Here is a 23,289-nt window from a genome sequence, read left to right as displayed (position 1 = left end):
AAGGTTGGGGCTGCAGCTTGGCTAATGTTGCCCGGACAGGAGCTTTCACCGGCCGCAACAGACCGAGCCGGATGGGGATGCACTTGGGATACGCTGAGGACTATATGACGACCAAGGATCGCCTGCATGCCAAGGCACTCTCCGCCCTCACTCATCATGGCCGCCCATGGATTGGCCTGACGATCGCAGCGCCCCTCATTAGCGGGATCCTGTTGATCTGCCAGACCTGGCTCTTTGCCGATATTCTGGGTCAGGCCATCGAGTATAACCGGCCGCTTGTCGCCCTCGCCCCGGCTATTGGCCTCGTCCTTGCCCTATTAATCATCCGTGCCACGCTCGGAGCACTGGGCGAACGGGCTGGCGTCAGCGCAGCCGAGGCCATCAAGCTCCAGTTACGCCAGGCCCTGTTTGCCCAATTGCTCGCCCGCCCGCCCCGCGCCGCCGGCCAGCCCGCATCGGGTTCCGCCGCCTCCGCCATCATCGACCAGACCGAGGCGTTGGACGGGTACTTCGCCCGCTATCTGCCCGCCATGATCCAGGCGAGCGTGCTGCCGCTGGCCTTCGGCGCCGTTATCCTGCCGCTCGACTGGCTGGCGGGGCTCTTGTTTCTCGTCACTGCGCCCTTGATCCCGCTCTTCATGGCCCTGGTCGGCTGGGGCGCCCAGATCGCGACGACGCGGCAGGCCCGCGCCCTCAGCCAGCTCAATGGACGCTTCGCCGATCGGCTGCGGGGCCTGCTCACACTCAAACTGTTCGGCCGCGCCGAGGCGGAAACCGCGAGCATTGTCGCCGCCAGCGACGAATTGCGGCGACGCACTCTGCGCGTGCTACGCATCGCCTTTCTCTCCTCGGCCGTGCTGGAATTTTTTGCGGCCCTAGGTGTGGCAGGCATCGCGCTTTATGTGGGCCTCACCTATATCGGCTACCTGCAATTGCGCCCCGAACCGCTCAGCCTGCAGCTTGGTCTTTTCCTGCTGTTGATGGCGCCGGAGGTCTATAATCCCCTGCGCCAGCTCGCCGCCTGCTATCATGATCGCTCCAGCGCCAAGGCAGCCATCGGCGAAATAGAGGCGCAACTCGGCGTCCTCCCCACCACCATTGCCCGGCCCAGCGACGCTCCGCCTTTGCCCTACATTGCCGCCATTGCCGTGGCGCTCAGTGATTTCACCATCCGCACGCCCGATCGCAGCCGCGCTATTCTGGTCAACGCGGCGCTGCATGTCGCCGCGGGGGAACATGTCGCCATTCTGGGTCCCAGCGGCAGCGGCAAATCCACCCTGCTCGAAACCATCGCTCGTCTTCGCCCCCATGAGGGCTCGGCACATCTCGATCATATCGAGCTGACCGAATGGGCCGAATCCGACCTGCGCGGCCGCGTCATCCTGCTGAGCCAGAAGCCCCGGATCATCCATGCCAGCATGGCCGATAATATCGCCCTGGCTCGCCCCGGTGCCACGCCAGCGGAAATCGTCCGGGCGGCCGAGCTGGCGCATGTCCTGCCCTTTGCCGATGCCCTGCCCGATGGTCTCGATACCATGCTAGGTGAGGATGGCGTCGGCCTCTCCGGCGGTCAGGCCCAGCGCGTGGCGCTGGCGCGCATCTTCCTGCGCGATGCCGGACTGATCCTGCTGGATGAGCCTACGGCCCATCTTGATGGCGAGCTCGAACAGGCGGTGCTCAACAATCTGCTGCGCTATGCCCAGGGCCGCACGCTGATCGTGGCTACCCATTCGCTCGCCGTAGCGGCACACTTGGGCAAGGCCTATCGCATTGCCGGCGGCCGCTTGCTGGCCACCCCAGTTCCCGCCGCCGGCAAACGGAGCGCGGCATGAAAGCACTCCTGGCCTTTCGCAGCCTCTTTGCAAGACAGGCGCGCGGCCTGTTGCTGGCGCTCATCCTGTCGCTAGTGACGCTGGCTGCCGGCATTGCCCTGCTCGGCACTTCGGGCTGGTTTGTCACGGGGGCCGCGCTCACCTCAGCGGGCCTGGCATTCAATCTTTTTGCCCCCTCGGCGCTAGTGCGCGGCTTTTCCTTTATCCGCATCCTGGCGCGCTATGGCGAGCGCCTCACCGGACATGACGCCACCTTGCGCCTGCTGGCCGATATTCGCGGCTGGCTTTTTGCTCGCCTCTTTCCCCGCTTGCCGCTTGCTGACCGCAATATGCGGCATGGCGACCTGGTCAGCCGGCTCACCGCCGATGTTGATGCGCTCGATACGGCTTTCCTTGTCGCCGTTGGTCCAGTCACTGCCGCGCTCGTTATCGGCGGAGCTGTTTCCACCATCCTCGTATTCCTGCTGCCGGCCGCTGCTTGGGTCTATGCTCTTTGCTACGCTCTCGCCGTTCTCGCCGCACCAGTCCTGCTGGTCCTGTACACTCGCCGTGCCGGTAGCCAGGTGGTTGCCCGCGCGGCCGATGCGCGCCTTGCAACGCTCGATGGCATTGATGGTCATACCGACTTGCTGGCCATGGGCCTGCTAGGGACCACCCACGCCAGTTTCGCGATCAAGGCGACCCAACTCGCGGCGGCGCGTGGGCAACTAGCAAGCTTCACTGCCATTGCGGCCGCAATCGTGCAGACCCTCGCTGCACTGGCTTTGGTCGGCGTGCTATGGGTTGGCCTTGACCATTTCGGCCGCGGCGAAATCGATGCTCCGCTGCTGGTTGGGTTACTGCTGGCCGTGCTCGGCAGCTTTGAGGCGTCTAATGCCATCGTGCGCAGCGTGGGCAAGTTCAGTACCGCCATGGCGGCCGCCGAGCGGTTGATGGCCATGGCAGAAACACCGGTCAGCGTCGCCGACCCCGCCCAGCCGCAACCGATTCCAACGCAAGCGGCTATTGTCATCGACAACGTCACCTTCTGCTATGGCGGCAGCGCCCCGGCCCTCAGCAATATCAACCTGACCCTCATGCCCGGCGAGCATATTGCCATTGTCGGCCCAAGCGGCGGCGGCAAATCTAGCCTGCTCAAGCTGCTGCTGCGCCTGAGTGATCCGCAATCGGGCCGCATCACCCTGGGGGGCGTGCCGCTCGCCAATTTGCGGCAAGCCGACCTTCATGCCCATATTGCCCTGCTCGGCCAGGACAGCCCGGTGTTCCATGACACAATCCGTGCCAATCTGCTGATCGGACGTGCCAATGCCAGCGAGCCCGACCTCTGGGCAGCGCTTGCCGATGCCGGAATTGCCGATTTCGTGCGTAGCCTGCCGCGCGGCCTCGACAGTCTTCTGGGTGAAGCGGGCAAAACTGTCTCGGCCGGCCAGGGCCGCCGTCTCTGCCTCGCCCGCACCCTGCTCAGCAACGCGCCGGTCATCCTGCTCGACGAACCCACTACGGGCCTGGACCGCGACGCGGAACTGGCCTTTTTCGCCACCATCAAAACCGCAATGGCCGGCCGCACCACCATCCTTGTCACTCACGCCGCCATCGCCGATGGGACGGTGGACCGCGTGGTGAGCATCAGGAATGGAGTGCTGGGGGAGTAATTCGCACAACGCGCGCGCATGCCTCCTGGCCCAATTTTGATCCGGTAGGGCCACGGGGTGTTTGGAAGAAAGCAGCCCTACCCACACTGCACCCGCAGCCGCGCCAGGTCCGGCACAGTTACATGCCGGTAGTTCTCAATCCCGATCACGCCATCGGCCTTGAACTTGCTCATCTGCCGGCTCACCGTCTCGATGGTCAGACCCAGAAAATCGCCGATATCAGCCCGGCTCAACGGTAGGTCAAAGCTGGTGCGAGGTTTGTCCTGGTCGGGGGTCGCATGGCTGGCAATAAGACAGAGGAAGCTGGCCACCTTTTCGGCCGCCGTCTTCCTACCCAACGTCACCATCCAGTCGCGCGCCTCGTCCAATTCCCGCAACGTCTGCAGCATGATGCGGTGTTTGAAATCGGGGCTGTCGCGGAGCACCGCTTCCATCGCCGATCGCGATACAACGCAAAGATCGACATCGGATGCAGCTTCGGCCGTTACCCGGCTTTCATTGGCGAAGAGCCGCCCAGTTAGGTCGGGAGCAAACTGCAGCCCCACCAATTGCTGGCGGCCGTCCTCAAGCACCTTTGACAGCTTAACCACCCCATGCAGCAGACTGCCATAGCCACCGATCGGCATCGCGTCGGCGGCCAGCGCCTCGCCGGCATCGTAGTGCACCCGCCGGCTTTGACTCGCCAGCCGACCCAATTGGTCGGAGCTTAGGGCCGCGCAGCTACCCTTTCGCCGCGACGGGCAGTTCTGGCAAAAAAGCGGAATATCGATAGTTTCAGAGCAAGTTGAAACAGACAGCATTTTGGCGCCTCCTGGGCGATCTATGCTTTAAACTGGCGCGAAGCGCCCGTTAAGCCGATCAGCTGTCGCAGTGCTATCCTGTCGCATGCATAGCTGCGGGCGCAGTGCAGTACATCCTAACAGAGATTGGAGTTGGCCGCCTGCCCGGCTCATCCCGCCACTGGCTGCGATACTCCATCTAGGCGGGCCTTAAGGCCGGGGACTGTCATTGGCCTGCGATTTTCGTGGTCGGTGTTTTCCAAGCCAGCGATGCCGCCTCTCGGCGGCAGATGACTTCGCGCGGCCATGGACATAAACGACGATAGAGAAGCTGCCATTCAGGTGCGCTACGGCACTACCTTGCTCGGCCGCCTCACTACAAATGCCACAAGAAATCCCAGATACACTGCCCCTGGAACCACCAAGACGTTGATGCCCAACACCTTATAGCCCAGTCCCCCCAGCAGTCCGCCGAGCAGCAGCGATATCCACACCAGCATGTGCTGCGCCCATCGCCAGGGCGGCGCAAGGCGGTAAAGGGCGCGGGCGAGATCTTGGCCGGCTGCGAACAAGGTGCCGGTGACGAACGTGGTGCCGAGCCGCACCGAGCCGGTTGAGGGTAAAATGGCGTTCTGGGCGCCGGCGCCGGCGGCCAAAGCCAGCATGAACTGGTCGGGCGGAAAGTCCAAATAGGCAAGGACCAGCGTAGCGATAAAAGTCGCCACCACGAAACCCGTTACGGCGCCCGAACCCCAGCGCGTTCCGGCGATCAGGGCCAGCATGGAACCGGCAACGCTGCCCAGCAGGAACAGTGCCACCAGCGAAGCGGTGATCCGCGCCACCGACCAGGCGCCCAGCGCCAGCGCATCGCCCAACTGGGTGATATTGCCGCTCATGAAAGAGGTGAAGTGTCCGCCCAGTTCGACGAAGCCCACCACATCGACAAAGCCAGCAGCCGCGGTGAGCAGCAGGCCTAGGCTGAGTTGAGGCGTGGGTGTCATGGACAGATTCTATCTAGGTTCTACCGAAAGTTGCAACGGGGGGTTACCTCGTTGCCGACGTCAGCAAGTGGTCCGGAACCGCTTCGGTGCGGGTGGCGCCATTTTCCGAATTCACCGCTTTTGTGACCGATCGGGTGAGCAAAAGAACGAAGAAAGCCTGCCAGAGCGGAGTACAGGTGATCGTTTGCGGAACGCCGGGCCGTTAGCCGTCAGCAACCGGCGGCCGGTCCGGCCGATCTAGCCTTTTACTGCACCGGCCGTCATCGAGCCCGAAATCTGTCGATACATCACAAGGCCCAGCAACATAGGCGGCAGGGCACCCAGGATCATGACCGCGGAGGCCATGCCCCACTGAATGCCACCACCGCTAGCCGAGAAGAAGAATGAGGCGCCCACCGTCATCGGCACGGCCTTGTTGGTGGTCAGCATGAGACCGAAGAGGAATTCGTTCCAGGCGGTGATGAAGCCGAAGATGAAGGTGGTGACTAGCGCTGGCCGTACCACCGGTCGAATGATCCGCCACATAATCTGGATTGTGTTGGCACCGTCGATTTTTGCAGCTTCGTCGAGCTCGATGGGGACTTCGGCAATGGCGTTGACAAGAATGATCAGTGCCAGGGGCAGATTGACGATGGTCAGGATCAGCCCCAGCCCGAGCTGGGTGTCGAGTAGTCCAAGCCACTGAAACATCATGTAGAGCGGAATGGCAAAGATGATGAGCGGCACCGCGCGCAGATTGACGATGACGGGCATTAGCGTTCTGCGGCCGAAATCACCGCGCGCAATAGCGTAAGCTGCAGGGAAGGCTAGAATGATCGCCAGGGTCGTGCCAATGATTGCGGCAGCAACGCTGTTAGCAAGATAGGCGAATATGTTGAGCCGGTCGCTGACCTGCAGAACGCGGGCGTAATTGTCGAGCGTTGGCGCATTGATCCAAAAACCGGGATTGGTCGATAGTTCTCGTGCACTTTTGAACGAGGTGATCAACGTCACCAGAACGGGGAAGTTCATGGCAAGGACTGCCACGACCAGCACCAGCCAACGCAATGCCTTGATCATGCTTTTCTCCGACTGGCAGCCAGCGCGTTCAGGCCCCAGAGCACAGCAAACGAAGCGATGAACAGTAACACCGAGGCCGCAACGGCTTTGCCAATCGCACCCTGTTTGAAGAAAGCTTCGTAGATATAGATCGACAGCGACATGGTGCTGCCGCCTGCGCCGCTGCCCGTGAGCGTGTAGACATTGTCGAAGACACGAAAGCCATCGATGAAGCGAATGAAGAGAGCGACCACGATCGTGGGCGCCATCAGGGGCAATTCGATGCGCTTGAGGATCTGCCAGGAGGTGGCGCCATCGATTAGCGCGGCGTCGCGCACATCCTGGGGAATGGCTTGGTAGGCCATATGAAAAAGCAAGAAAGCGAACGGCGTCCACTGCAGTGTTTCGATCACGCTGAGCGTCCAGAACGCACCGCCGACATCGAGGAAGGCCGGACTCGAGCCGAACCAATCGTATAGATAAAACGGGATCGGCCCGACGAATTCATGCAGCACCAGGCGATACATCAGCCCGATCATGGCGGGTGCCACCATCAGCGGCAACATTAGGGGGGCGAGAAGCCATGAACGCTTGGCCAGAAGCGGCGCGAGGAAGATGGCGAGGAACAGCCCGATCAGGCATTCGGCCAAAGCCGTAACCACGCCGAAGCGCAGGGAGAACCAGCTGGCGCGCCAGAAGTCGTCGTCGGTGAGTACGGCCAGATAATTGCCAAGGCCCGACAGGGTGGGACTGCGCAATGTTTCGAAACGGACTTCGGACACCGAATAGACAACGTTCACCAGAGCCGGGAAGCCCAGGAACAGCAGAAGAAACACCACCATCGGCGCCGTCAAAATCGCCCAATCGTGGCTACGGATGCGGTCCATCATACCTCAAGATCATGTGGGGCCTGGCCCGTAGTGGCCAGGCCCGTTGCGTGACGTTGACTACTTCAGCAGTTCTTCCATACCGGCCTTGGTGTTGGCCAAGGTGGTGTCGAGGTCCTGCTGGCCGGACCAATAGGCGGTGAACTCCTTGGCCTGCAGCTCATAGATGGACAGGGCATTGGCCGATGTTGCACCATTCATCACATAGCCATAGGCGCTGGCGAACTCACCAAGCTGGACGAGGTCGGGGCGTTCCTCGGCAATCTTGGCGACCACGTCTGGCGCCAGGGCCGGCGAACCACCGGCCCGCGCATAGGTGAGCGCCGCATCTTCGGTGGCGAGCCACTGCAGGAATTGAATGGCGCCTTCCTTGTTTTTGGCGTTCTTGTTTATACCCAGACCAAGACCGTGGATGTGATCGGCGCGCGCTTCCGGACCGGCCGGCGGGGCAACGATCCCGACGACGTCGGCCACTGCCGGGGACTTTTCCGGGTCGGTCAATTCGGCTGCCGCGGCATTCCATTGCAGGGCCGTGGCGGCCTGGCCAGCGCCAAACGCGGCATTGGTTTCGGCATATTCGTAACTCAGCGAATCCTTTGGCGTAGCGCCGGCATCATAGAGCGTCTTATAGAGTTCAAGCCCCTCGCGATAAGCCTCGGAGTCAACTGTCACCGCGCCCGATGCATCGCGCCAATCGCCGCCATAGGAGCGCGGAAGGGACTGGAAGACCATCATGTTGAACAGCAGGTTCTTCAGCTGCAACACGGTGCCGTACCGGACTGGGCTATCAGGATTGATGGACTGCGTGAAATAGAGCGCGGTTGCCGCCCAGTCCTCCCAAGTCCAGCTATAGGGGTCTTTTGGCTCGAGCGCCGTGCCGAGATATTTTTGAGAGATCTCGGCGTACTTAGCCTTGGCGCCATCGTCGGCCAGAAGTTGGTCGATTAGATCCTTGCGGAAATACATGAAGTGGGCCGACAGATCGGTTGGCACGCCAAATTGCTTGCCCTCAAACTGCATGGTGCTGAGCGTGGACTCGCCATAGGTCGCAACCGCCGCGTCGCCGAGGTCGATCGGCTCCATATACGGAGCGTAGCGACCGATCGAATAGGTAGCGATCAGGTTGACGTCGAAGGCGTCCGAGCCGGCAGCCATGTCGGCCTGCAGCTTGTCGTAGAAGCCTTCGCGGTTGAAGAACAACAACTCCACCTTATCGTCGGCGGCAACGCTGTCCTGGGCGTTATAGGCTTCGACGGTGGCGCGTAGCGCAGTTTCTTCCGAGCCGCCGGGCCAACCCAATACAGTCACCGCCGCCTGGGCGGTGCCGACCAGTGCGAGCGACGCAGACATGACGGCGGCCAATGAAACGCTTGTCCCGTTCCGAATCTTCATTTTACTTCCCTTTGTCCCTGTATTCTGCGCCGGGCAGCCCCTCAGCCGTCCAGTCGGTTCCCTTGGATCGAAAAGCGAGATCGGCCACGCCGATCACACCAGCATGGCGTCCAAGCCGGGAGGCCACGATTCGAGGCTTGAGCCGAACGGGCTCAGCTGGAATTTTGTCGATGACCCGGTCGAGATAACCGTCGGCCAGACCAATGCCCCCGCCGATGACGATCCTGTCCGGATCAAACATTAGCTGGATGTCCCGACACAGCAGCGCCACTCTGCCGGCGGACTGATCGATGATGGAATTTGCCCAGGTCGCGCCTTGGCGTGCGGCGGCAAAGACGGCGGGCGCATCGACCTGATGTCCAGCCCTGGATGCCTGATCGGCAATCCAACGGCCAGAAACCTGATCTTCCAGCGGACCAGCGCCGGCGCTCGGCGATTGCAGCAGTCCGAAATGGCCGGCAATGCCCAGGAGCGGCTTGCCATTGAGCACAAGACCGCCGCCAATGCCGGTGGAGATGGTGAGGAAAGCGATGTCCTGCCCCTGCCCCGCGCCAAATCGATGCTCGCCCCAGGCGGCGGCCTGCGCGTCATTGGCGGCAAAGACAGGCAGATCGAATGCCTGCCGGAGCCTATCGACCAACGGATAGGCTTCCGGGATGGTCAGAGTAGCAGGATTGAGTGCAGACCACAGATCATTGTCGATGATGCCTGTGACGGCAATGCTGACCCTCTCCACCTGGCCGCGCCAGGCAGCGGACTTTTTAGCCAGATCATCGATCCAGCGATCAGGTCCGGCGTCGCGTTGCGTCGACAGGGTGACCTCATCGCGGACTGTGCCGTTTTCGACCAGAGCGGCGATGATCTTGGTGCCGCCGATGTCGATGGCCAGCACGGGCTTGCTCGATGGCTGGCGATCAGCAAAACCGTGCTCGACGGCCTCCTTGAACCAGGAGGTTGCATGCTCGGTGCGCGTGATGGCCGAGCCAACCACGACGGCATAGGCACCCGCCCGTGCCGCAGCACTAGCCTGATCAGTCGAGCGGATGCGGCCTTCGGCAATTACGAAGGGCGTGAGACGGACCATGTCGGCAATGAGCCCGAGATCGGGATCGACCGGCTCAGCTTCACCGACGTAGCCTGAAAGGGTCGTACCGACAAAATCGATGCCTGCCGCGAGAGCACGCTGCGCATCCTGAAGGGAGGAGCAGTCGGCCATGGTGAGTTTGCCCTTGGCTTTGACGGCGGCGATGAGTTCGGCAACGCTGGCGGGCCGAGTGCGGTCGGTGGCGTCGAAAGCCACGATATCGGCGCCCGCCTCGGCCAGCGCTATGGCGTCCTCGACATAGGGAGTGATGCGCACGGGGCTATCGCTAAGATCACGTTTGATAATGCCGACGATCGGAGCGCTGGTAGCGGCGCGGACGGCGCGCAGATACGGCAGCGACTCGATCCGCAACGCGCCCGCGCCCGATGACAGGGCGGCAAGGGCGAACCCGACCACCATTTCGGGATTATCCATCGGCCCACCGGGAACCGGCTGGCAGGATACAATAAGTACGTTCTTGAGAGCTTCGCGCTGCACCGGCAACCCCTGATTGCCGGCAACGATATCGAGAGTATACCAGATTACAACCAGTTTTTCACTGGTATTAGCGCTTCAGCTCCAGCACGAAATCATAGGCGTCCCCGCGGTAACGCGATTCCGTGAATTCCACGATCTGCTCGTCGGCCAAAAAGCAGCGTCGCTCCATGACGAGCAATGGCAGTCCCAGATCGCATTGCAAGTGCTGCGCGTCGTTAGCGGAAGCGGGGCGCGAGCGCATGCGTTGGATGGCCCGCTGCGGCATGGCGCCAAGCCGCTCAAGCGCTTCATAGAGCGAATCCGCGATTAGATCCGGCGAGGCAATAAAGCGGGCCGGAACAGCGGAGGTCTCCACTGCCATGGGGATGCCGTCGGCTGTCCGTATGCGCTTCATGCGGATGACTTGGCTGTCCGCCGATACGCCCAACGCCATCATTTCGGCGGGCGAAGGACGGCACATCTGCTTGGAAATCCAGATGCATCCCGGCTCCAGGCCACGGGCCGACATATCTTCTGAAAAGCTGGTTAAGGTCGCCAGCGACTTCTCGACACGCGAGCCGACTTCCGTTCTCGCCCCCTGCCGTCGATGGGCTAGCCCCTCCTCCACAAGCAGCGCGATGGCCTTGCGAACAGTTACCCGTGACAGTGCCAGCGCGTCCGACAAGGTCCGTTCACCGGGCAGGACTGCACCAGGCTTGAGACTGTTGCTAAGGATCGCGCCCTCAATGGAAAATTTGAGTCGCTTGTGGAGGGGCTGGCCGGAATCAGCGTCCGCCATATTGCGTTTCAACCACTCTATGAAGTCGTCGGTGCTCATAACATCATCCAGTCCCGCAGCCACAAAATCGATACGCATCGAGTCACCACTTAGCAACTGGTATTATACGTATCTATCTGGGGGGCGTGCCCTATACGCGGCGCTAGCGTGGGATGCATGCCCGACAGCTTTGCGGACGCGTTCCGATCGACAAACTGACTCGATAGCATTTCCAGGCTGAAACGAAACTTATGCTGCGCGTGGGGCCACACCATGAAAACGGCCAGGCCACTAATGGCGAACAAGGTTGCGATAGCGAACCACTCGAATGGACCGAGACCGTCTGAGAGTGTCCTGTTCGCATTTGCCAGAACTACCAGCTATGCGAGTCGCAATGACCGCAATGGGTGGAGAGCGGATTGAGGGTCAACGCGAGAAGAACACTGACACGAGAGGGCCGTCCGGATGGCCTACCAGTTCTTTAGGATTGTCTTGATGACGACTTCGATCGTCATTTCGGAGGTATCCAGCCATAGCCCCTGACGAGGGGTGTTCGACTGAAGTGCTTCGGCCAAAACGTTGGGCCGGAACTGTTCACTGTAGCCAGTCTTGGGTCGGTTAGCATCACGCTCTGTTAAGGTCTCTACACTGGGATTGAGCACCACTATTCGGGGAGCAAGGTCAGCGAGCGCTTTTGTGACGCGAATGAAATCGTCACCTATCAGAATGTCTTGATAGACCGTGGCAAATCCTGCCCCGATGAATCGGCGCACAGCGTCCATGGCGATGTCTTGCCGGAGGTGGAGCTGCAAGACGGCCTCGCTATCGAGCACCGGCCCCATAACGGCACCACCCCTAGCGATCATGCGTAGGAAGGCATCGCCCCCGACATGAGCGGACCTCTCGAAGTGCTGCACCAGTTCCTTTGCGATCGTCGACTTTCCGGCGGCCATGGCTCCGGTGATGATATAAAGCGGCGTGGTCATTCATATTCCTCAGAATGGAACCGGGACTGGTTTGAGGGCCATCCACGATCCTACCGTGGAATGCACTAAGTAGCCGCGTGACGGTGGCAAGTGCGCTTGAAAGCCAATCCAAAACAGACTAAGTTTACTGAACTAAGTCAAGGAGTCGTTGATGCAGACCGTTAACATCCACGAGGCCAAAACGCATCTCTCGCGTTTGATCGAGGAGGCCGCCAAGGGCGAATCTTTCATTATCGCTAAATCGGGCAAGCCGATGGTCAAGGTAGTCGCGATTGACACACCAGCAGCCGCTGATGTTCGCCGTGTCGGATTTATGAATGGTCAGATAGCCATTCCGGACGATTTCGATCGCATGGGAAGTGAGGAAATCGAGAAGCTGTTTGGCGGCAACACATGAAGCTTCTGCTCGATACCCACCTCCTGCTTTGGGCGGCAGGCGAGCCTGATCGACTTTCGCTTGCGGCACTAACCGAAATCGAGAACCCTGATAACGACCTCATGTTTAGTGCAGCAAGCCTGTGGGAAGTTACTATTAAACGGGGGCTTGGCCGCCAGGATTTTACCGTCGATCCACGCCTTTTACGGCGGGGGCTAGTCGACAATGGCTATCATGAGTTACCGATTACAAGTGAGCATGCCGTTGCTGTGGACAGGCTCCCACCAATCCACAAAGATCCGTTCGATCGCATTTTGATTGCTCAGTCTATTGTGGAGGGCATTACGTTGCTGACGGTAGACGATCTGGTTGCTCAGTATCCTGCGCCCGTTCGTCGCTTATGATCGCCCGCAAAGGCATAGCTGCCGAGGTAAGCCGTCGCCCCGAGGATTATAAGCACTTCGTGAGCCCGCAATTCCACCGCCGTTCCGGGCAGACCCGCGACCGGACTGCTGAACCGTCCGAATTGGGGTTGGAAACATCCCGGCGGTTTCGGCTTTGGTGACCGACTGTGTTCTTGTAGGTTGCAGAAGCAGGCAGCCAACGGGCGCAAATTTTGAGGATCTGGAATTCCCAGGGCGCTGGTAGACGCTCTGGGAATTCTCATGAATCTATATCCTAATTGCAGCCATAGCTCTCGGCAGAGTTCTTGGGTCCCACTCCGTCATACGTCTTCTTTTGAGGATAAACGCAGAGCGGCTCGCAGTGAGTACACCAGGCGTCTGGTAAGCACTTTCGGGCTCATCTTGTGGAAATCGATGAGGCGATCAAGAGCCAACAGGTCTGTAGTTATGCCTCCAGTCCAGTAGTGACCTTGGCAATCAACCCCAGCCTATCCAACAATTTGAAAATCGAACTCCAAGTGATGTGCGCCATCAGCATCGACTGTCATTTGCCCGGCGCCCGAGATTCCGGAAAATCCACCGGTACCGCTTCCCTCGACAATGGCAATAAACTCATTGCTCCGATCGCTGCCCTTGGTCGAGGCGGAGTGAAGAAAGTTGAAGGTGCCGGTTCTGCCGGCAATCGTGCCTTCGAAGCTTTCCATCGCCACGTAAGAGCCGACTCCACTTGCCTGATCGAAGGCGGCCGTAAAGATCGTGGCGGATCGGCCGACAATTCCGCCTGAATATGTCTTCTCCATCGTGCTGACGCCAACCGGCATGGCGGTCGAAATGGCCGGCACAGGAGCCAGCTGCGTCGGCTTGAAATTGCTGACCGTGAATGTTCCGCGTGCCTTCATCTGATCTCTCCTCGTGGGTATGATTGCTGAGCCGCAAGGCTAACGGTCCAGTCTCATGACGATTGCGGGACCGAAGCGGGTGTCGGTGTCTCCAACAATCTTGAACCCGCAGGCCAGGTAGAATGGCTTGGCGTCAGGGCTGGCGATAACATGCAGCGGCGTCAATGCAGGACCCTCGCTATGCTGCCGAACCGCCACCTCGATCAGGCGGCGCCCGATCCCCTGTTTCCACCGAGACGGGTCAACAAAAAGACCTTCCAGCTCCAGTCCATCGTCCCGGCGGCTGATTGCGGCCAGCCCAACGATCTCGCCTCCCGCCTCGGCAACAACTACCTGGCCGGACTCTATTTGTTCGTCCGGCACCAGCAGGAATTCGGGATGGGCCAAAAGTGCCTCCCTGTACTCATCGCTGACAAGCGAAGCCGCTCGCTTGATCCGATTGAGACTGTCGCGGTCGGCAGATGTCGCGTTACGAAACTGAATGCGGGTCATGCTTCCCGGCCTTTGCGGTGACTAGCGGTTGCGCGACAAGATCCAATAATCGTTTGGCGGCCACAGCAGCCCCATCCCGGTGGATACGTTGGGCCATGGCCGAGGCTGCCTTTTGCACTTTTGGATTGAGTGCTTCCAGGAGCGCCGAAGAAAGCGAGCTCGATGTCAAAACTGGACCGTCGTGGACAGCGCCTATTCTCAAAGCGCTGACGCGACTGGCCCAATAGGGCTGATCAGCCGCTTGCGGAACGACGACCTGCGGAATTCCCGCCATGGCCCCGGCGATCGTCGTGCCGGCGCCGCCATGATGCACCACTGCCGCCATGCGGGGAAACAGCGCCTGCTGGTTGACCTCTCCGACTGAAAAGCAGTCCTTTTCCGCATCGATGGTTGCCAAGTCGGACCAACCACGTGCCAAGACAATGCGATGCCCAAGTTCGCGTATAGCTTCGATCGCCATCCTCGCGCTATCGCTCGCCATCCGCATGCTGCCAAAACCCACATAGATGGGCGGGGCGCCGGCATCCAGGAACGCTAGAAGGTCGCGAGGTAGGGGGCGATCATCAGTCGAGACCCAAGCACCCGTGCGATCGAGCTGCATTTCCTGCTGGTCACTTAGCGGGCTCAACAGAGGGTCGGCCGCCAGCCAAGGGCGGGCAGTGAACAAGAACTCCATAGCATTGCTGATCGGCGGCAAATTGATGGAGGCCCGATGAGCATTGATCGGCGCCACTGCCAAAGGCTGCCAAGGTTGCGGCTTGAGCAGACTAGGCGAGAAGAGCACAAAGCGCAGCGGAATGCCGACCCGCTCCGCGACTGAGCTGGCGACGAAGTGCAACATACCGCTGGCGACCATTACATCGCAATCTTGCGCGGCCTCTACCAAGGTCGGATAGGTCACAGCAACGTGCTGACCGACATAGTCATCAACGCTAAAGACCTTCTCTTCGGCGGTTGATGGCTGGTCCGCCCAGGATCGCCAGCTTTTCGGGAAGGGTACCGACGGTATTGCGTAGCGATCCAATAGCTCCACGAACTCACGGTCAGGCGGGACGCAGGCCTTCACCTCTACACCTTGCCCAAGCAGTTGAGCCGCCAGCGCGGCGATGGGCTCGACGTCCCCCCTTGATCCATAGCTAGCCAGCAATACGCGCATCATTTACCTCCAAACCGAACACGTTCACCGAGGTGTACGACGGGTAACTACTCTTGAAGCAAGGCCCTTGTGCCCCATATGTGCACTGTGAGAGCTGCCCTCGCGGCGTATTGCCAACAGGTGATAACCTGCTCCAAATAGGCCCCTATTCAGACCCTTAGCGACTGACGTGGCAGCATTAGCCCGATGCCGTCGATTAGGCGCTCGAGACCAAATCTAAACCCCAAATCGGGATCAGCCGGGGCATCGTAATGTGCCCCCGCTGCGGCACCAACACGTTGGGCAAGAGGGTACCGGTCTCCTAGGACTTTGGCCAATAGGGGGCCTCGTTCTCGCCACCAGACGTCATCTGCCTGCCCGGTGCGATGCACCGCCGCCGCAGCATCCAGCTTGGTCTTGGCCGCGCCCCGCACGAAGTTCAGCACGGTAGCGAGTACAAGATCCATCTCCACGTCCGAAAGACCCACCCCCTCGAGTGCTGAGAGTTCGAAATCGTATTTGGCGATGACATTAGGTCCCAGAACAGGCCTGAAGCCTTCGACATCGGCAAGCCACGGATGGTGCATCAAGAGAGACCAATTCCTCTCGGCCACTACGATGAGCCGTTCCTTCCAGCCTCCTGCCATCTCCGATGTCAGCGAAGGTTCGGTGAAGGTCTCGTCGACCATGACCTCAATGAGTTCGTTCTTGCTCGGAAAATAGGTGTAGAGCGCCATGGGGGATACGCCCAGGGCCTGCGCCACAGAGCGCATGGTCAGGGCATGAATGCCATTCTGATCGGCAAGCGCAATCGCTCTCCTGGCGACTTGTCTGCCTGTCAACTTGGCCTTTGGACCTGTCCTAGAGTCACTTTGGCTACCCCATAGCCTATCAATTTCGGCTTTAGCGCCGGAAACATCACCCATGCCCGCCCTCAACTCTTTACACAGTACGGCATTGCCGCTATAACAGTAACTCTTTACTATGTACGTTATTGAGGATTGAAAGATGCATCAAGAGGATTTCCGCTTGCCAATAGCGGCGGTCACGAGCATCACGCTGCTCGCGAATGCCATTCAGTCTTCCGTTGATCGCCGTCTAAACGAACTGCAGCCTCTGTTGGGAGAATATCAGACGCTGTTCGAGAGCGTGGGTGACATGGCCTATGGCAAGTTCAATGCCCTGCTGTTCCTTCCGGCCCGACATGCCATTGCAGAAGCGGGATTGAAGGCTGTCCCCCGGCTGCCGGGCAGTTTTCAGAGCAGCCGAGAGTGGGGCAATGCCGATGAGACGCACCAGCAACGGTGGATGCTCAGCAAGATGCTGGGACGGGACGGACGACCTCTTGGCACAATCGCGGTCGGCAACCATCACGATCATTCGGCCTTCAGGCTTCCGCGCTCCCCCGAGATCATCGGGCTTTTGTCGACAGCGCCGAAAGATGTGACTGCAGAGCTCTCAAGGCACCATCCCGAATTTGGTGCCGCGGAAGAATTCCGGGAGTGGTACGCCAGCTATCTGGCAGCACAAGCCGGCGAAGGGCGATCGTGACTGGGAGCGATAACATCAACGCCCGGAGATGGCCCGCCATCCGTCCGGGCCGAGGGAAAGCTTGGCTACTTCCGTATAACCGAAGCCGCAGACCACAATGCCGCCGCCGTGACTGTACGGTGACCCTGCCGTGTCCTTCGCGGATATTGCCCAGATACTGTCCGATATCAGCGGCAACCCGGTGTCGAAACGCGCCCCATTTCGGCTGTTTGACGAACGTTCGCACTTCCTCAATGCGGGCATCAGGGTTCGACAGACGAGTAGTTGGGGGAACGGAAAAGCCGCCTTCCAACCGGCTGGCTGGAAAGCGGCCCTTTATTCGCCAGGCCATGCCTTCAACACACGCACGCCTTCCGGTTCAGCTCCGGGCCAGAGCTGAACTACGTATTGATCATCTCCTTCAAGACCATCTTCACTGAGCGTGTCGAGACCGGAAAAGCTGGCACGCACGCCAAGCGGCCCTGCTTTCACCGAAAGTCGCGGAGCGGTGGCATCGTAGTCCGTCAGGCCAGCCAGCACGAGTTGGCCCGAGGGACAATCGAAATGAGCCTCGACAATGTGTTGGTAAGCATCGAGATCGAGAGCGGGTCGTATGTCGTGCCATTCAACGCGGATCGGCACGGTCATATTGCGCGCTGTGTGGAGAATGACCGCATACGGCCCGGCCATGAGACGTCGGGAGATCGCGTCATCGGTGTAGTCGTCGGGTAAATCAGGATGGGCTTCGTCGCGCAGGTATATTTGGAAATAGTCGGCCAAGAGATTGCCGTCATACAGAACTTTAGACATAGCTGCCCGAGCAGCCAGAGGAGCTGTCATCCCAAGGACTCCCATCGCGAGCAAGGTGCGTCGGTTCAAAAGCATGCTTCGTCTCGCGTCAATTTGATTTCTGCCAAATGCTCCATGAGTAGGTTGTCGCAAATTCCCGAAATCAGCGACAGGTATGATCCAAGACCGCACCGGCATACAAAGTCAGCTTCAAGCGTCCTTGCATCCTGCCACGAACGGCAGAGATGGGGTCGGGAGCAGACCGGCGGCTTTGGCGCCCGCTGTGCGAGCAGCCGACCATGGAGCAGCAGAATAACCCCGTCGCCGGGATGGACCATCGCGCCTGGGTGCCGGACTTAGTCCTTGCCGCTCTACCTTCCAAATCGGCATAATTCCTCGGCCTTGGCCAATTCCTGTTCATAGGCCACCCGCATGATGTTGACGAAGTCTTCCAGCGGAGCCGAGGGTGCCTCGGCAGGCGGAAAAACTGTCGATAGCAGGTAGGGAATGGCGGGGGAGAACGCCCTCACACTGACCAGTTCGGGGTCAACGAAACTTGCCGCGAGAGGATCTACCACCGCGACCCCGAAACCCCGGCTCACATAGGTTGCGACCGAGAACGAGAATAGCGTCTCGATCCGGATTTTGGGCTTTGCGCCCGCCAGGTGCAGGCGGGCATTTAGCTCGAGGCGCATGAGGCTGCCGGGGCCAAGGGCAACAAAGTCCTCTCCATCCACATCCTTCGGCGTGATTACAGCCAGCTTCTCCAAACGGTGCCCTTTGGGCAGGAGGCAGATCGCCTTGGAGGCCGAAAGCGGTTCACTGCGCAGGTCGTTGCGCCCCGGCGGCAAAGCAACAAAACCGACATCCATGCTGCCATTGGAGACGAGATCAATAATGTCGTGCGAGGCCCCACTATGCACGCTGATGACGATGTTGGGGTAGATTTCGGCAAACTGTTGGATCGCCTTGGGCAGACAAGCCATGGACAGCGAAACGATGGCCGCGACTTTGATCTGCCCCGCATTATATTCGCGGATGCCGTAGGCGGCTTCGCGGATACGCTCGGTACTGACGAAATGTCGCTCGACCTCGCGGTAGAGTGCCTTACCCTCGGCAGTGGGCGCAATATGGGTGCCCTCGCGGCTGAACAGGATCAACTTGAGTTCGCTCTCAAGGTCCTTGATCAAGCGGGTAACCGCCGGTTGCGACACCGATAGCAGCCGGCCCGCGCCGGTCATGCTGCCAGTCAGCATCACAGCCCGGAAAGCCTCCAGCTGCCGCTCGTTAAGGGGACGATTAGCCTTCATTTTCGACTTCATTGCAGAACGGGGAGAACTTGATGTTCCCCCCGCCACATTACACACAATGAATGCCGTCGCCTGTCAGTTATTGGTCTCAATCGCCAGACGCTTGACCAGATCACCGTATAGGTTGACCTCGGACTGCAGCATTGCGGCAGCCTCTGCCGGTGTATTGCCGACTACTGTGGCGCCCATGGTCGTAAAGCGCGCCGTCACCGCTTCCATGTTCAGCACGGTAACGATGTTTTCGTTGAGCTTATCCACAATCGCATCCGGCGTGCCGGCCGGGGCAAGCACCATACCCCAGGAATTGGCGGCAAAGCCTTCAATACCAGCTTCGGCAACGGTCTCGACATCGGGGTATTGCGGTGAGTGATCTGGACCGCCGACAGCAAGCAGCTTGAGTTGGCCGCTATCGATATGCCCCTGCACGGCCGGCAGCGTATCGAAGCCCATCTGCACGACACCACTCATCAGGTCGGGCATGGAATCCCCACTGCCCTTATAGGGCACATGGATCATCTCGATCCCGGCAGCATCGGCGAACCAGGCTCCAAAGAGGTGCGAATTGCTGCCCGGGCCGGCGGACTTATAGGCAAGTTCTCCCGGATGTTCCTTGGCGTAGGCAATGAACTCCCCGACTGTGTCGGCCTCCAGCGTTGGGCTACCCACCATCACCATCTGCGTCAGCGCCGTCGTGGTGATCGGGGCAAAGCTTGTCACCGGATCATAGGGCAAGCTATCCATCAGCGCTGGCGACAGGGCGTGTGAAGCGACCACAACGCCGATCGTGTAGCCGTCAGGCGCCGATCGGGCAATGGCATCGATGCCGATCACACCATTGGCGCCGGCCCGGTTCTCCACCGTCACCGGCTGACCAAGTAGCGGAGCAAGGTGCTCGGCGATGACGCGGGCGGTGATATCCCCCTGCCCGCCCGGCGCATAAGGGACAATAATGGTAATGGCACGGCTCGGGTAATCGGGTGCTTGCGCCAGGACCGGCAGAGCGCAGGAAACGAGCGAAGCGGCGACGACCGCCAGACACTTGGCAACTGATTTCATCAGGCTTGTTCCTTCATCTTACCATGGGAGAGGCCGCGGTCCGGTTCCGCGATGTTGAGCCGGAGCATGTCGCGCAGCAATTGCACGATCGACATCGAGCTTTCCCCTGCCGTGCCGTCGACGATGAAGCGGGATGTGCAATAGCGCATCTCCCAGCCACCGGCATCAAGGCAGGCTTCAAGGATCTTGCGCTCCATCTCTGGGGTCTGGATGAGATCCTGATTCTTGAGGAAGAAGGCGATCATCGCCGCAATGCCATAAGCACCCCAGTTCGAGACCGAGGCCGGCAGGAAATAATCGGTGGCGATCACCGTGATCACGCCGGTACCGCCCGGATACTGGGTCTCGCGCCCATAAGGGTGGAAATCGCGCATGAAATCATAGATGCGGCCAAAGCCGATTTCATTGCCGTTGTCGCCGATGCCGACGGTGAGGATTTTGCGCTTCTTGGCTTCGACAAACACGTGGCCCAGATCGACGCATTCCTTAGCAACGCCGGTCGAGCCATGCACGACGCCCTGATCATTGGGTCCAAGCCGCTCGATCGAGATCACTGCCTTGGGCTGATATTCCTCAACGATCTGTTCGGCCCAGGCCTTAGTCTGGTTGCGATCGGTCGGCGCGGTTATCAAAGCCCCACCCATACGGCGGTTCTTGGCCAGATCAAATTCACGCACCATGACGGCGGCGGCCTTGGCCGAGGCGACGACCGGCGGGGCGTGGCACTCTTCTGTCACGAAGACGGGGATGGCCTTGAGACCCCAATAAATGGCGCGTGCTAGGGACGCCGCGCCGGGGGGACCATCGCTCTCGCCATTGGGCACTTCGGGCGCATAACCAGCACCGGTCACGATAAAGACCACGTCGCCCGGTTTGACCGTGTTCACCAGCGCCTCGGCAGCCTGGGCACTTAGTGGACGTCCGCCACCCTCGGCGCGTGCAGCGTCGTAGATTTGCTTGATGATACCGTGATTCATCCCACGGTTTCTCATTTCGACAGTGACGAGCCTGTCGACATATTCACCCATAATGTCTGGCATTTTGACCTTGATCAGTTAGGCAGCAGCAAGCCGGTCTGGCAGATTGCGCGCGATTATTTGGGAAGCGGCGGCGTCTCAGTCTTCGGCGAACACCTCCTCGCGCTTCTTGCGCACCATCGGCGACACAATGGTTACGAGCAGGACCACCGCGGCGGCCAGCAGCACGGCCGAGAGCGGGCGGGTGACAAACACAGCCGGATCGCCGCGCGACAGCAGCATGGCCCGGCGCAGATACTCTTCCATCATCGGACCGAGAATGAAGCCCAGCAGCAGCGGCGCCGGCTCGCATTTAAGGCGATTGAGCAGGTAGCCGAACAGCGCGAACGCAGCGCCCATAATGATCGCCGACGTGCTGTTCGCGATCGAATAGAGCCCGATCGTGGAGAAGATCAGGATGGCTGGATAAAGGATCGCATAGGGAATGCGCAGCAGGCGAACCCAGATACCGATCATCGGCAGGTTGAAGATCACCAACATCAAATTGCCGATCCACATGGAGGCAATCAGGCCCCAGAATAGCGGCGCGTTGCTGGTCATCACTTCAGGACCCGGCACGATGTCGTGGATCATCATGGCGCCGATCATCATCGCCATCACGCCATTACTCGGGATGCCCAGGGTCAGCATCGGGATGAACGAGGATTGCGCACCCGCATTGTTGGCCGATTCAGGCGCCGCCACACCAGCGGGCGCGCCCTTGCCGAACGTTTCGGGATGCTTCGATATCTTCTTTTCAATCGTGTAGGAGGCAAACGACGACAGGGTCGCGCCACCGCCCGGCAACAGCCCCAGCACGGAACCAAGTGCGGTGCCGCGCAGCACTGCCGGCCAGGCCAGGCGGAACTCTTCACGGTTCGGCCACAGGCCCTTCACGGTGTCGGTGATCAGCGTCCGCGTATTGCTGCCACGGGCATTGGCGATGATATCAGCGAAGGCAAACAGGCCCATGGCGACGGCAACGAACTCGAACCCATCCACCAGATCGAGCGAGCCAAAGGTGAAGCGCATGACGCCGCTGCTAACGTCGGTGCCGACAGTGCCCAGCAGGATGCCGATCAGGATCATCCCAACCGCCTTGAGCAGTCCACCCGAAGCCAGCACCACGGCCGCGATCAAACCCAGGACCATCAGCGAAAAATATTCGGCGGGGCCGAACGAAAGGGCAAGCCGGGACAGATAGGGCGAAAAGGCGGCAACCAGCAAAGTTCCAATCGTGCCGGCAAAGAAAGATCCGAGCGCCGCAATGGCCAGCGCCGAACCTGCCCGCCCATTGCGCGCCATTTGGTGGCCATCGATGCAGGTCACGACCGAGCTGGATTCGCCCGGCAGATTGACCAGGATTGCCGTGGTCGAGCCGCCATATTGGGCGCCATAATAGATGCCCGACAGCATGATCAGGGCCGTCACCGGTTCAAGCGAATAGGTCAGCGGCAGCAACATGGCGATGGTCGCAAGCGGCCCAAGGCCCGGCAACACGCCCACGGCAGTGCCCAACAAGACGCCGATGAAGCAGAAGCCGATATTCTGGACCGTCAGGGCAACATTGAAACCCATGGCAAGGTTGGAAAACAGATCCATCAGAATTGCCCCGGGTAAACGGGCAATTGAATACCAAGCCCCAAAATGAACACGAGATAGCAGAACAGCGTCAGCCCCACCGCCATTGCGGCTATTCGCAGCGGCTTGAATCCGCCGGCGGCGAGACTGCTCACCACCACGGCCGCCGGGACGGCAACGACAATGCCCAGCGAGCGCACGGTCAACCCGGCGATCAGTAGCGCGCCGCCGATGGCCAGCAGACTGGTGACCTCGACACCCAGTATGTCGGGGCCATGATCCCGCAGGGATTTAAGCAAGAGGCACAGCCCGATCAGCGCCAGAAGGAGCGCGACTGCAAAGGGAAAAGCCCCCGGCCCGAGGCGGCGCAATTGGCCCAGATCATAGCGTGTCGCCAGGATCGCGCCAGCGACGCCCATGACAAGAAACAACAACGCCGCCCAGAAATTAGAGCTCGTTCTAAGGCCTGACGACATCCCCAATTGCACGATTATATATGCCCCCGCTTTGCTGAAACCCTTACCGGGACAGCTCATCTAGGCGGTCATCTTGGAAAATCCGTCACATAAAGGTCAAATACAAACGAGGCATTCTATTATGCGCTGGCCTTATGAGGGGCCGACCAAATTCTCACCATTGGGGCTAATATTCGCTCTCCGAAGCCCAAACGGGCATTCTCGCGTGCGGCACAGTCGCGGGCGCCATGACCTGGATGCCCAGCACGTTGCTGTGCGGCGAGAGACTGAGGCAGTCGGCCATTCTGACAAGTCCTCAAACGAACCATCTCTGACAATT

Annotated in this window: 23 protein-coding genes; 5 read left to right on the top strand and 18 right to left on the bottom strand. The window is 60.1% G+C overall.

The genetic code is table 11. The features are described 5' to 3' along the window. Positions 1–104 precede the first annotated feature (104 nt). Together cydD and cydC are read left to right on the top strand one after the other, a co-directional pair. Positions 105–1,832: a thiol reductant ABC exporter subunit CydD gene (cydD, locus tag ACI3KW_RS02450; protein WP_404846768.1), complete on the top strand. Its 1,728-nt coding sequence runs from the start codon at positions 105–107 to the stop codon at positions 1,830–1,832. Continuing rightward, positions 1,829–3,484, top strand: coding sequence for a thiol reductant ABC exporter subunit CydC (gene cydC, locus ACI3KW_RS02445; RefSeq protein ID WP_404846767.1), 1,656 nt, complete (start codon positions 1,829–1,831; stop codon positions 3,482–3,484). The genes cydD and cydC overlap by 4 nt, the downstream gene beginning before the upstream one ends. 77 nt (positions 3,485–3,561) lie before the next feature. Here cydC and ACI3KW_RS02440 read toward each other — a convergent pair whose 3' ends face one another. The 8 genes from ACI3KW_RS02440 to ACI3KW_RS02405 all read right to left on the bottom strand — a co-directional run bounded on the left by ACI3KW_RS02440 (position 3,562) and on the right by ACI3KW_RS02405 (position 11,906). Next, positions 3,562–4,149 (bottom strand): Crp/Fnr family transcriptional regulator, encoded by a 588-nt coding sequence (locus ACI3KW_RS02440; RefSeq protein ID WP_404846766.1) that lies wholly within the window; start codon positions 4,147–4,149, stop codon positions 3,562–3,564. Positions 4,150–4,610: 461 nt separating this feature from the next. Continuing rightward, entirely contained in the window at positions 4,611–5,264 is a 654-nt protein-coding gene (locus tag ACI3KW_RS02435) for a YoaK family protein (protein WP_404846765.1), read from the bottom strand. 237 nt (positions 5,265–5,501) lie between these two features. Beyond that, on the bottom strand, positions 5,502–6,323 hold the full coding sequence (locus ACI3KW_RS02430) for a carbohydrate ABC transporter permease (RefSeq protein WP_404846764.1): 822 nt from the start codon (positions 6,321–6,323) through the stop codon (positions 5,502–5,504). Beyond that, complete coding sequence (locus tag ACI3KW_RS02425; RefSeq protein WP_404846791.1) at positions 6,320–7,189, bottom strand: carbohydrate ABC transporter permease; 870 nt, start codon at positions 7,187–7,189, stop codon at positions 6,320–6,322. The genes ACI3KW_RS02430 and ACI3KW_RS02425 overlap by 4 nt, the downstream gene beginning before the upstream one ends. Before the next feature lie 60 nt (positions 7,190–7,249). Next, a complete protein-coding gene (locus tag ACI3KW_RS02420; protein WP_404846763.1) occupies positions 7,250–8,539 on the bottom strand; it encodes an extracellular solute-binding protein in 1,290 nt (429 codons plus the stop codon). 43 nt (positions 8,540–8,582) lie between these two features. Beyond that, positions 8,583–10,163 (bottom strand): putative N-acetylmannosamine-6-phosphate 2-epimerase, encoded by a 1,581-nt coding sequence (locus ACI3KW_RS02415; RefSeq protein ID WP_262165284.1) that lies wholly within the window; start codon positions 10,161–10,163, stop codon positions 8,583–8,585. A 67-nt stretch (positions 10,164–10,230) separates the two neighbouring features. Next, positions 10,231–10,980, bottom strand: coding sequence for a GntR family transcriptional regulator (locus ACI3KW_RS02410; RefSeq protein WP_404846762.1), 750 nt, complete (start codon positions 10,978–10,980; stop codon positions 10,231–10,233). A 410-nt stretch (positions 10,981–11,390) separates the two neighbouring features. After that, the gene (locus ACI3KW_RS02405) at positions 11,391–11,906 is read right to left on the bottom strand and encodes a phosphotransferase (RefSeq protein ID WP_404846761.1); all 516 of its coding nucleotides are present in this window, start codon (positions 11,904–11,906) and stop codon (positions 11,391–11,393) included. Between the two features lie 151 nt (positions 11,907–12,057). Here ACI3KW_RS02405 and ACI3KW_RS02400 point away from each other — a divergent pair, with 151 nt between their 5' ends. Beyond that, the gene (locus tag ACI3KW_RS02400; protein ID WP_404846760.1) at positions 12,058–12,303 is read left to right on the top strand and encodes a type II toxin-antitoxin system Phd/YefM family antitoxin; all 246 of its coding nucleotides are present in this window, start codon (positions 12,058–12,060) and stop codon (positions 12,301–12,303) included. Then, positions 12,300–12,686: a type II toxin-antitoxin system VapC family toxin gene (locus ACI3KW_RS02395; RefSeq protein WP_404846759.1), complete on the top strand. Its 387-nt coding sequence runs from the start codon at positions 12,300–12,302 to the stop codon at positions 12,684–12,686. Before ACI3KW_RS02400 ends, ACI3KW_RS02395 begins: the two co-directional genes overlap by 4 nt. A gap of 488 nt (positions 12,687–13,174) precedes the next feature. On the opposite strand, the gene ACI3KW_RS02390 is transcribed toward ACI3KW_RS02395, so the two are convergent. From ACI3KW_RS02390 to ACI3KW_RS02375, 4 genes are all read right to left on the bottom strand, one after another. Then, a complete protein-coding gene (locus ACI3KW_RS02390; protein ID WP_404846758.1) occupies positions 13,175–13,585 on the bottom strand; it encodes a DUF3224 domain-containing protein in 411 nt (136 codons plus the stop codon). A gap of 39 nt (positions 13,586–13,624) precedes the next feature. Further along, positions 13,625–14,077 carry a GNAT family N-acetyltransferase gene (locus ACI3KW_RS02385; RefSeq protein WP_404846757.1) on the bottom strand — a complete coding sequence of 151 codons (453 nt, stop codon included), beginning with the start codon at positions 14,075–14,077 and terminating at the stop codon, positions 13,625–13,627. Then, positions 14,055–15,233, bottom strand: a complete 1,179-nt coding sequence (locus ACI3KW_RS02380) for a glycosyltransferase (RefSeq protein ID WP_404846756.1) — start codon at positions 15,231–15,233, stop codon at positions 14,055–14,057. Before ACI3KW_RS02380 ends, ACI3KW_RS02385 begins: the two co-directional genes overlap by 23 nt. A gap of 149 nt (positions 15,234–15,382) precedes the next feature. Next, positions 15,383–16,138 (bottom strand): TetR/AcrR family transcriptional regulator, encoded by a 756-nt coding sequence (locus tag ACI3KW_RS02375; protein ID WP_404846755.1) that lies wholly within the window; start codon positions 16,136–16,138, stop codon positions 15,383–15,385. 82 nt (positions 16,139–16,220) lie between these two features. Here ACI3KW_RS02375 and ACI3KW_RS02370 point away from each other — a divergent pair, with 82 nt between their 5' ends. Beyond that, complete coding sequence (locus ACI3KW_RS02370; RefSeq protein WP_404846754.1) at positions 16,221–16,763, top strand: DUF6022 family protein; 543 nt, start codon at positions 16,221–16,223, stop codon at positions 16,761–16,763. A gap of 315 nt (positions 16,764–17,078) precedes the next feature. Here ACI3KW_RS02370 and ACI3KW_RS02365 read toward each other — a convergent pair whose 3' ends face one another. The 6 genes from ACI3KW_RS02365 to ACI3KW_RS02340 form a co-directional block, all read right to left on the bottom strand. Further along, a complete protein-coding gene (locus tag ACI3KW_RS02365; protein WP_404846753.1) occupies positions 17,079–17,582 on the bottom strand; it encodes a hypothetical protein in 504 nt (167 codons plus the stop codon). Positions 17,583–17,902: 320 nt separating this feature from the next. Beyond that, positions 17,903–18,841 carry a LysR substrate-binding domain-containing protein gene (locus ACI3KW_RS02360; protein WP_404846752.1) on the bottom strand — a complete coding sequence of 313 codons (939 nt, stop codon included), beginning with the start codon at positions 18,839–18,841 and terminating at the stop codon, positions 17,903–17,905. A gap of 75 nt (positions 18,842–18,916) precedes the next feature. Then, complete coding sequence (locus ACI3KW_RS02355) at positions 18,917–19,897, bottom strand: Bug family tripartite tricarboxylate transporter substrate binding protein (protein WP_404846751.1); 981 nt, start codon at positions 19,895–19,897, stop codon at positions 18,917–18,919. Beyond that, positions 19,897–20,925 carry a glutamate cyclase domain-containing protein gene (locus ACI3KW_RS02350; protein ID WP_404846790.1) on the bottom strand — a complete coding sequence of 343 codons (1,029 nt, stop codon included), beginning with the start codon at positions 20,923–20,925 and terminating at the stop codon, positions 19,897–19,899. The genes ACI3KW_RS02355 and ACI3KW_RS02350 overlap by 1 nt, the downstream gene beginning before the upstream one ends. Before the next feature lie 87 nt (positions 20,926–21,012). Beyond that, complete coding sequence (locus ACI3KW_RS02345) at positions 21,013–22,515, bottom strand: tripartite tricarboxylate transporter permease (protein WP_404846750.1); 1,503 nt, start codon at positions 22,513–22,515, stop codon at positions 21,013–21,015. Beyond that, positions 22,515–22,925: a tripartite tricarboxylate transporter TctB family protein gene (locus ACI3KW_RS02340; RefSeq protein ID WP_404846749.1), complete on the bottom strand. Its 411-nt coding sequence runs from the start codon at positions 22,923–22,925 to the stop codon at positions 22,515–22,517. The genes ACI3KW_RS02345 and ACI3KW_RS02340 overlap by 1 nt, the downstream gene beginning before the upstream one ends. Positions 22,926–23,289: the final 364 nt, after the last annotated feature.

The sequence above is a fragment of the Devosia sp. ZW T5_3 genome, from assembly GCF_044987315.1.
GTDB lineage: Bacteria > Pseudomonadota > Alphaproteobacteria > Rhizobiales > Devosiaceae > Devosia.
The sequence above is the reverse complement of the archived record's forward strand: the minus strand, read 5'-3'. Positions and strand labels throughout refer to the sequence as shown.